The organism is Pseudomonas sp. NPDC087639 (genome assembly GCF_044743385.1).
Lineage (GTDB): Bacteria > Pseudomonadota > Gammaproteobacteria > Pseudomonadales > Pseudomonadaceae > Aquipseudomonas.
In genome coordinates this window covers 1-9,223 of sequence record NZ_JBIUWI010000018.1, presented here as the reverse complement: position 1 = coordinate 9,223, position 9,223 = coordinate 1, and the positions used below count along the sequence as shown (strand labels likewise).

Below are 9,223 nucleotides of genomic sequence, written 5' to 3'. Positions count from 1 at the left end.
AGTTCAGCTTCACTACCACCAATGATCTGGAGCCCTTTCGCGGTGTGCTCGGCCAGGAACGTGCGGTCGAAGCCTTGCAGTTCGGCGTGGCCATGCCACGCCCCGGTTACAACGTATTCGTCATGGGCGAGCCCGGCACCGGTCGCTTCTCGTTCGTCAAACGCTACCTGAAAGCCGAAGGCAAACGCCTGCAGACCCCGGCGGACTGGGTTTACGTCAACAATTTCGATGAGCCGCGCGAGCCCCGCGTGCTGGAGCTGCCATCGGGCACGGCCGGCGCGTTCATCGGTGACATCAACGGTTTGATCGACAACCTGCTGGCGACCTTCCCGGCGGTGTTCGAACACCCGTCCTACCAGCAAAAGAAAAGCGCCATCGACCGCGCCTTCAACCAGCGCTACGACAAGGCCCTCGACATCATCGAGCGTCTGGCCCTGGAAAAAGACGTCGCCCTGTACCGCGACAGCAGCAACATCGCCTTCACGCCGATGCTCGACGGCAAGGCGCTGGATGAAGCTGAGTTCTCGCAGTTGCCGGAGGCCGATCGCGAGCGCTTTCATGAAGATATTTCCGGCCTTGAAGAGCGTCTGAACGAAGAACTCGCCAGCCTGCCGCAGTGGAAGCGTGAGTCGAACAACCAACTGCGTTCGCTCAACGAAGAAACGATCACCCTGGCCTTGCAGCCACTGCTGTCGCCGCTGTCGGAGAAGTACGCGGAAAACGCCGCTGTCTGCGGTTATCTGCAAGCGATGCAGGTGTACCTGCTGAAAACCGTGGTCGAGCAACTGGTCGACGACAGCAAGACCGACGCCGTCGCGCGCAAGTTGCTGGAAGAGCAATACGCGCCGAGTCTGGTGGTTGGTCATCCGGCCAGCGGCGGTGCGCCGGTGGTGTTCGAGCCGCACCCGACTTACGAAAACCTGTTTGGCCGTATCGAGTACACCACCGATCAGGGCGCGCTCTACACCACCTATCGCCAGTTGCGCCCGGGTGCGCTGCACCGCGCCAACGGTGGTTTCTTGATCCTTGAAGCGGAAAAAATGCTCAGCGAGCCGTTCGTGTGGGATGCGCTTAAACGCGCCCTGCAATCGCGCAAGCTGAAAATGGAATCACCGCTGGGCGAGATGGGTCGTTTCGCCACCGTGACCCTCAATCCGCAGCACATTCCGTTGCAGGTCAAAGTCATCATCATCGGTGCGCGGTCGCTGTACTACACGCTGCAAGACCTCGATCCGGACTTCCAGGAGATGTTCCGCGTCCTGGTCGACTTCGACGAAGACATTCCGATGGTCGACGAGAGCCTTGAGCAATTCGCCCAGTTGCTGAAAACCCGTACGTCGGAAGAAGGCATGGCGCCGTTGACCGCCGATGCGGTCGCGCGTCTGGCGACGTACAGCGCACGTCTGGCCGAGCATCAGGGGCGCTTGTCGGCGCGCATTGGCGATCTGTTCCAGTTGGTCAGCGAAGCGGATTTCATTCGTCACTTGGCCGGCGATGAGATGACCGATGCCGGTCATATCGAACGAGCCCTGAAAGCCAAGGCCACTCGTACAGGTCGCGTGTCGGCGCGGATTCTCGACGACATGCTCGCCGGGATCATCCTGATCGACACCGACGGCGCGGCGGTCGGCAAATGCAACGGGCTGACCGTGCTTGAAGTCGGCGACTCGGCGTTCGGTGTGCCGGCGCGGATTTCCGCCACGGTGTACCCGGGCGGCAGCGGTATCGTCGACATCGAGCGTGAGGTCAACCTCGGCCAGCCGATCCACTCCAAAGGCGTGATGATCCTCACCGGATATCTGGGCAGCCGTTACGCTCAGGAATTCCCGTTGGCAATTTCCGCGAGTATCGCGCTGGAGCAATCCTACGGTTACGTCGATGGCGACAGTGCATCGCTGGGCGAGGCGTGCACGCTGATTTCGGCGCTGTCGAAAACCCCGCTCAAGCAGTGCTTTGCGATCACCGGCTCGATCAACCAGTTCGGCGAGGTGCAGGCAGTTGGCGGGGTCAACGAGAAAATCGAAGGCTTCTTCCGCCTCTGCGAAGCACGCGGGCTGACCGGCGAGCAGGGTGCGATCATTCCGCAGGCCAACGTCGCCACGCTGATGCTCGACGAGAAAGTGCTGGCGGCGGTGCGCGCCGGGCAGTTCCACGTTTACGCAGTGCGTCAGGCCGACGAGGCGTTGAGCCTGCTGGTCGGCGAGCCGGCCGGTGAACCGGATGCTGACGGTCAATTCCCTGAAGGCAGCGTCAACGCGCGGGTGGTTGAGCGTCTGCGCGTGATTGCCGAGATGATCAGTGAAGAAGATCTGAAAGAGGCCGAGAAGGAACTGGCGCAGGAGGCGTTGGCGGAAGCCAAACCGGCGTAACCCATTACGCGGTTAAAACTGTAGGAGCGAGCCTGCTCGCGATCACGGTGTATCAGTCGACATTTCCATCAACTGACACACCGTGATCGCGAGCAGGCTCACTCCTACATTCGTTTTGTGTCGATCTTCGGGAAAAGTGCCATCACTCTGGCGCCAATATTCACACAATGACCATTCGGCGCCTTCTGGTTCCATAAAGCTTGCGCGGCGAACTTTTCTTCTATTCTCAGCTCAAGGATATCGACAGTATCACTGGATCGAGCCAGTCCTCCCGTGAGGGCTGAATACCGGCTTCACCGAGGGTCGCCGCCATGTCGCGCAACCTCTGCCTCACCCGTCAATGCCTGGGTCTCGTGACCCGTATCGAGTGCGCCATCAAGCCGTTGGCCGGCGATACTGGCATGTGGACGCTGCTCTTCGCTGCCGGCATGGCCGGCGAACAACCCTCTGCCATCAAAGCCCAAGGCCCGTTTCACGGCCCGGTCGCTGCCGAGTCGATCCTCGACACCATCGTCGAAAGTCTGACCCTGCACGGCTACGAACTGGCCGACGATCCGCAAATCTGGAGCTTGCACCTGCAAGCCCAGCTTCGTCAGATCAACGGCGGGCGGGGACGTAGCCTCAACAGTTAAGGCGCAGGGGCGGGTGCCTGCGACTTGTCGAGTTTGACCTCAAAGCCGTATTGCACGGTGGCGAGGTCGGTTCGCTGGAAGGTTTCGACGTGGGTTGGTCGGCCGTAGAAGTAGTGCACGCCGAACAACGCTGGGCCTTCTGCGCTCGCATCATGGCTGACCGAGAGGATCTGCTTCAGATAGTTGCCGCTGTCGTCCTTGACGAAGAACCGCCATTCGTTCGCAGGAAACAGTTTCAGATCCACCGTCAGGGTGTTGTTTTTGATTTCCAGGCCTTTGGGCAAAGACTTGGCGTCGTAGGATTTTTTGTCGACCGTGGCGAGAAACAACGGCATCGAACCGACGGCAATCGCCGGGGTTTCCGGGAACAGATTCAGATCATAGGTAATCGTCGCCCGCAACGGGTCGACCTGATAAGCCTCGGGCGGCAGTTCGATTGGCTCATCAAGTTTGCCGCTGCGCTTTTCTGTGAAGAACGTCACCGGGCTGACGCCGGGGCTGAAGTCGTCACCGAGCAATTCATCGTTGAAGGTACGTCGATGGGAAAACTCGATACGCGCCGCACTGGGGTCTTCCACCGATTGATGAATACGGATGCCGGCCTTCAATTGGTCTTCTGTCAGGCTTGCGCCTTTGAGCCAGTTCACCGCCAGATCGTCATACACCACCACGGGCAGATCCAGCGGTTGAATGGCTTTTTCCGTGGTGTGCTGATTGAACGCACGAATCGGCAGATCCAGGTTTTTGCGGGTCACGGTGGCCGATGAGAAGTCGAGCACGCTGACTTCCAGGGTTTCGATCGGGCCGTTGAAGTAAACCTTGTTGTAGCGCTTGGGGTGTTGCTGCTCAAAGGCTTGCTGATCGTTACTGAGCTGTTTTTCCAGGGTGTCGCTCCAGCTTTTCTGCTGTTGCAACTGAGCCAGTTGTTTTTCGTAGAAGGCAACCTGCTCCGGACTTTCGTTGATCGAGCCGGCACGCATCAAATATTGCCCGCTGATATCGCGTGCTTGAACGATCAGCGGATTGAGCTGGGCGTCTGCGACTTCCGGTGCCAATGGCAGGCTGTTGCTGAACTCTACTTGCGCGTAGTTCTTTTCAAGCTTGAGCAGTTTGACGCTGAGGTTGTCGTTGGTGCGGATCTGGCCAACGTCTTTTTGCGTCAGGTCGAAACTGTACAAACGTCGCGGCGCAATGACTTCGACCTGGCCTTGCAGGCTCACTGGTTGCGGCTGGGTTTTCTTGTCCACATTCAGGCCGTCTATGAATGGGTAGGTCACCGTCAGGTCATCGGGGTTGGTGACGTTGGAGCTGGACGGGCTCAACTGAATGCCGGGATCGGTTTCCGACCACTCGGGTTGATAAGCAATGACGCGCTTGTTGCTCAGCGTTACCGACTGCCATTCCACACTATGGGGAAACAGGAAGCCGCCGGGAATGTTCAGGTTGAAGGGGAAGACCGGTTGCAGATCCGTGAGGTAATCGGAACTGGCGTCCTTGTGCAGTACGAACAGGCCATTGATGAAGGTATCGACAAGGCTCTGCGGGGTCGGGTAATGCTTTAGCACGCCGAGGGCGTCTTCGCCGTATTCGGTTTTTGCCGGATTGCTGTCGAGTTTCTGTTTTGCGCGCTCAAGCAGCAGCAGCGAACCGCCAAGTTCGGTGATGGCGTCCTTGAGCTTCGGATCGGTGATGGCATCCAGTGACTGTTCGAACTTTGTGGTCTTTTCTTCAAGGCTGGCAGCCTGCTTGTCGTCGCCGGGTGAGCAACCGCCGAGTAGCATGGCGAAGCAAATTCCGGCAGTCGTTATCGGCAATCGCAGATCCATTTCCACTCGTCCTGTCCACTGTCGCTGGGCTGTCAATGATTTGGACACTAGCAGAAAAACCTTGTCACACACACGCAGGTGGCGGATTTCCGGGCGGTTTCTGGCTGTCACAGGTGGCTGGTATACTCGCCACCCATTACAACCCCCCTTGTGTGAGATTCAATGGAACGCTTTATCGAAAATGCAATGTACGCCTCGCGTTGGCTGCTGGCGCCGATCTACATCGGGTTGTCACTCGGGCTGCTGGCGTTGGCGCTGAAATTTTTCCAGGAAGTTTTCCACATCCTGCCCAACGTGTTCTCGATGGCCGAGTCGGAGCTGATTCTGGTGCTGCTGTCGCTGATCGACATGGCGCTGGTGGGTGGCCTGCTGGTGATGGTGATGATTTCCGGCTACGAGAACTTCGTTTCCGAACTGAACATCGACGAAGGCAAGGAAAAACTCAGCTGGCTCGGAACCATGGACTCTTCGTCGCTGAAGATGAAAGTGGCGGCCTCGATCGTGGCGATCTCCTCGATCCACCTGCTGCGGATCTTCATGGACGCCAAGAACGTCGATCCCGAGCACCTGATGTGGTACGTGATCATCCACATGACCTTTGTGATCTCGGCGTTTGCCATGGGTTACCTCGACAAGCTCACCAAGCACTGATCATTGTGGCGAGGGAGCTTGCTCCCGCTGGATCGCGTAGCGATCCCCCCTCGCAACACAAAAACACCGCCCGTCTGTTGCGAAACAGACGGGCGGTGTCGTTTGTGGCTTGTGCTTTGGGGCGTGCGGGCATATCCCTGTAGAGGTCTTGGCTCGCCACTGCGAGAGGTGTGTTCATGAACCTGCAAGAGTTGAATGCGTTTGCTATCGCCAAAAAAGTAGATGAGCTGAATCTGATCTCCATGGAAGGCGGGATTTATCTGCTGGAAGCGCGGATGCATGGGGCGGCGTATCCGTTGAGCGATCTCAAGGGCAACATGCTGACGCTGCGTTCGGTGGAGCATGCACGAGATTTGCTGCATAACTTTCCGGTGCTGCCGTTCAACCTCGTCCACACCTCGGTGCATGATGAAATGTGTGGACTAAGTGCCAGCATTGAAGAGAGCCTGAAATTGCCGATTGCCTGGCGCTCCGCCCTGTAGACCCCGTGCCCCAACCGACGGGGCATCTGTGCTAGTCTGCTCGCCCTTTTTGGTTCCGGGCGCGCCGGGACGCGCTGTGTTCGCACGGCAAGTCTTGAGGTCGTCCGCACAGCGGAGCAGTGTCATGTCCGAAGTAAATCTGTCCACCGATGAAACCCGCGTCAGCTATGGCATCGGCCGTCAGCTGGGTGACCAGCTGCGCGACAACCCGCCACCGGGTGTCAGCCTGGACGCCATCCTGGCCGGTCTGACCGACGCCTTCGCCGGCAAGCCAAGCCGTGTGGGTCAGGAAGAAATGTCCGCCAGCTTCAAAGTGATCCGCGAGATCATGCAAGCCGAAGCCGCTGCCAAAGCTGAAGCCGCTGCGGGCGAAGGCCTGGCATTCCTGGCTGAGAACGCCAAGCGTGACGGCATCACCACTCTGGCGTCCGGCCTGCAATTCGAAGTGCTGACTCAGGGCGAAGGCGCCAAGCCTACCCGTGAAGATCAAGTGCGTACTCACTACCACGGCACCCTGATCGACGGCACTGTGTTCGACAGCTCCTACGAGCGCGGCCAGCCTGCAGAATTCCCGGTTGGCGGCGTGATTGCCGGCTGGACCGAAGCTCTGCAACTGATGAATGCCGGCAGCAAGTGGCGTCTGTACGTGCCGAGCGAACTGGCTTACGGCGCTCAAGGCGTTGGCAGCATCCCGCCGCACAGCGTTCTGGTGTTCGACGTCGAGCTGCTCGACGTTCTGTAAGACCTGGCCTGTCCTTGTGATGGGCTAATGTGGGAGCCAGCCTGCTGGCGATGGTGCGACGGGGTTTTCTTTCAGAACCGCGTTGATGCCATCGCCAGTAATCTGGCTCCCACAATTTTTTGTGGTACTGCTCATATTTCGATCTTGTGATGCAGCTCATTGGTCGGGCGCAAGGCCCGGGCATAGCAGAACAGAAACAGATTGCGCACGAGTTCCTTGAGCACCAGCGGCTCGCTGGAATTCAGGCTGGTGACGTCCAGGTCCCCTTGATCCTGCAGCTCATGCAGCGCTTCTTCTTCCAGCACTGCGCAGACTTCGCCGGTTTCCCGATGCAGGATTCTCAGATAAGGGTGTGGGCGGTCCAGCCAGGCGTCGATCAAATAAGTCATGGTTCTAATCTCCTTGAAAGGGTTTCAATGAGAATAATTCTTATTCATCAAATAGCAAGCGACTATTGGCATGTTGCGAGTTTTTAAGGGTAAAGATTGCGTAAGGTCAAAACGGCTGGCGTTTAGCTATTGCGTGGTTTTTCTGGGGGAAAACGAGGAGGGTGGAGCTCCATCCCACGGCTGGCGCGGGATGGATGACAGCAGGCTCAGACTTTTCTGACGAACTCGGATTTGAGTTTCATCGGGCCGATGCCGTCGATCTTGCAGTCGATATCGTGGTCGCCATCGCACAAGCGGATGTTCTTGACCTTGGTGCCGACCTTGACCACCAGCGACGTGCCCTTGACCTTCAGGTCCTTGATCACGGTGATGGTGTCGCCGTCCTGCAGGACGTTACCGACCGAATCCTTCTTCACTGCATCGTCAGAGGCCACTTCGGCTTCGCCATTGGCAGACCACTCGTGGGCGCACTCCGGGCAGATCAGTTGGGCACCGTCTTCATAGGTGTATTCGGAATTGCATTTCGGGCAGGGTGGCAGCGTGCTCACTAAGGCTCCTTGAGGATGTGGTTCGCTAAAAGTCGCACATTGTATAAGGTTTTTGCCGTGAGAGGGCAGGCAACAAAAAGCCGCAGGCTTCAGAGAAGGCTGCGGCTTATGGTGAGGCGGGCAGAATCAGTGCGTGCGCGCGACCGCAAACTCACTCAGTTCAACCAGTGCATCGCGGTATTCGCTGGCCGGCAGCGCATCGAGGCACTTGATCGCACGGGCCACGTAATCACGGGCCAGTTGCGCGGTGTACTCCAGCGAACCGGACGCTTCCACGGCGACGCGGATGCTTTCCAGGTTTTCGATCCCGCCTTTCTGGATCGCCTGGCGCACCAGTGCAGCCTGCTCAGGCGTGCCTTCGCGCATGGTGAAGATCAGCGGCAGAGTCGGTTTGCCTTCGGCCAGATCGTCACCGACGTTCTTGCCCAGGGTTTCGGCGTCGCCCTTGTAGTCGAGCAGGTCGTCGACCAGTTGGAACGCCACGCCCAGGTGATCACCGAAGGTGCGCAGGGCTTCGCTCTGCTCGGCGGTGGCACCGGCCAAAGCGGCGGCGCTGTGGGTCGAAGCTTCGAAGAGCATCGCGGTCTTGCCGCGGATGACTTCCATGTAGGTTTCTTCGGTGGTGCTGGCGTCGCGCACCTTCGACAGTTGCAATACTTCGCCTTCGGCGATGATGCGCGTGGCCTGGGACAGGATCTTCATCACCGGCATCGAGCCCAGTTCGACCATCATTTCGAACGAGCGCGAGTACAGGAAGTCGCCGACCAGCACGCTCGGGGCGTTGCCCCACATGGCGTTGGCGGTTGAACGGCCACGACGCATGCCGGACATGTCGACGACGTCGTCATGCAGCAGGGTGGCCGTGTGCAGGAATTCGATGGTCGCCGCCAGCAGGCGCATGTCGTCGCCTTCGCGACCCAAGGCCTTGCCACACAGCAACACTAATAAAGGACGCAGACGTTTGCCGCCGGCCGACGTGATGTAGTCGCCGATTTTCGATACCAGCGGCACTCGGGAAGTCAGCTGCTTCTTGATCATGCCGTCGACGGCGCTAAAATCGTCCGCCACCGCGCGGTAGAAAGCTTGGGGTTGCATCAGCGAGAGTCGCTCCAGAAGGGTTGCGCGGCATGCTAGGACCCCCGTCCAGACCTGTCAAGGCGCGATGGACGGCTACTTGCAAGCCTGCCGCGCCTTGCGTACAATCGCGCACCCTGAACTTCCTGGGCAGCACCTGCCTTACGCAATTGCAAGCAGGCCTTCCAGCCTCATGCAGCCATGCCAGCCAATACCTCTTCTTATAAAGAGCTGGGTGAGCAGGATTATCGGAGAAATACCATGTCTTATGCAGTAATCGTTACTGGCGGCAAGCAATACAAGGTCGCCCCAGGTGAATACCTGAAGATCGAAAAACTGGAAATCGCTACTGGCGAATCCGTTACCTTTGATCGCGTTCTGTTGGTTGCCAATGGCGACGACGTGAATATCGGCGCTCCAGTTGTTGCTGGCGCTACTGTTGTGGCTGAAGTGATCTCCCAAGGTCGTCACGATAAATTAAGCATCATAAAGTTCCGTCGTCTTAAGCAC

General features: G+C 58.4%; 10 protein-coding genes. 6 read left to right on the top strand and 4 right to left on the bottom strand.

What is annotated here, in order from left to right; genetic code table 11:
- Window positions 1-2,369: Lon protease family protein (locus ACIOVB_RS10115; RefSeq protein ID WP_401267241.1), on the top strand; the 2,369-nt coding region annotated here is incomplete at its 5' end.
- Between the two features lie 311 nt (window positions 2,370-2,680).
- The gene (locus ACIOVB_RS10110; protein WP_095189336.1) at window positions 2,681-3,001 is read left to right on the top strand and encodes a hypothetical protein; all 321 of its coding nucleotides are present in this window, start codon (window positions 2,681-2,683) and stop codon (window positions 2,999-3,001) included.
- Here ACIOVB_RS10110 and ACIOVB_RS10105 read toward each other — a convergent pair.
- A complete protein-coding gene (locus tag ACIOVB_RS10105; protein ID WP_401267239.1) occupies window positions 2,998-4,827 on the bottom strand; it encodes a hypothetical protein in 1,830 nt (609 codons plus the stop codon). The two genes, ACIOVB_RS10110 and ACIOVB_RS10105, sit on opposite strands and share 4 nt — an antisense overlap.
- Before the next feature lie 162 nt (window positions 4,828-4,989).
- On the opposite strand from ACIOVB_RS10105, the gene ACIOVB_RS10100 reads away from it, so the two are divergent.
- The 3 genes from ACIOVB_RS10100 to ACIOVB_RS10090 all read left to right on the top strand — a co-directional run bounded on the left by ACIOVB_RS10100 (window position 4,990) and on the right by ACIOVB_RS10090 (window position 6,702).
- On the top strand, window positions 4,990-5,478 hold the full coding sequence (locus tag ACIOVB_RS10100; RefSeq protein ID WP_129395586.1) for a TIGR00645 family protein: 489 nt from the start codon (window positions 4,990-4,992) through the stop codon (window positions 5,476-5,478).
- 176 nt (window positions 5,479-5,654) lie between these two features.
- Window positions 5,655-5,960, top strand: coding sequence for a DUF6482 family protein (locus ACIOVB_RS10095; protein ID WP_187679196.1), 306 nt, complete (start codon window positions 5,655-5,657; stop codon window positions 5,958-5,960).
- A 124-nt stretch (window positions 5,961-6,084) separates the two neighbouring features.
- Window positions 6,085-6,702, top strand: a complete 618-nt coding sequence (locus ACIOVB_RS10090; RefSeq protein WP_039761705.1) for an FKBP-type peptidyl-prolyl cis-trans isomerase — start codon at window positions 6,085-6,087, stop codon at window positions 6,700-6,702.
- A gap of 131 nt (window positions 6,703-6,833) precedes the next feature.
- Here the strand turns inward: ACIOVB_RS10090 and ACIOVB_RS10085 are convergent, their stop codons facing one another.
- From ACIOVB_RS10085 to ACIOVB_RS10075, 3 genes are all read right to left on the bottom strand, one after another.
- Complete coding sequence (locus ACIOVB_RS10085; protein WP_401267236.1) at window positions 6,834-7,091, bottom strand: hypothetical protein; 258 nt, start codon at window positions 7,089-7,091, stop codon at window positions 6,834-6,836.
- Window positions 7,092-7,297: 206 nt separating this feature from the next.
- On the bottom strand, window positions 7,298-7,639 hold the full coding sequence (locus ACIOVB_RS10080; RefSeq protein WP_003228364.1) for a zinc ribbon domain-containing protein YjdM: 342 nt from the start codon (window positions 7,637-7,639) through the stop codon (window positions 7,298-7,300).
- A 126-nt stretch (window positions 7,640-7,765) separates the two neighbouring features.
- Window positions 7,766-8,734, bottom strand: a complete 969-nt coding sequence (locus ACIOVB_RS10075; RefSeq protein WP_401267234.1) for a polyprenyl synthetase family protein — start codon at window positions 8,732-8,734, stop codon at window positions 7,766-7,768.
- A gap of 240 nt (window positions 8,735-8,974) precedes the next feature.
- Between ACIOVB_RS10075 and rplU the strand changes: the two genes are divergently transcribed.
- The coding region (gene rplU, locus ACIOVB_RS10070) for a 50S ribosomal protein L21 (RefSeq protein WP_401267232.1) at window positions 8,975-9,223 on the top strand (249 nt) is incomplete at its 3' end.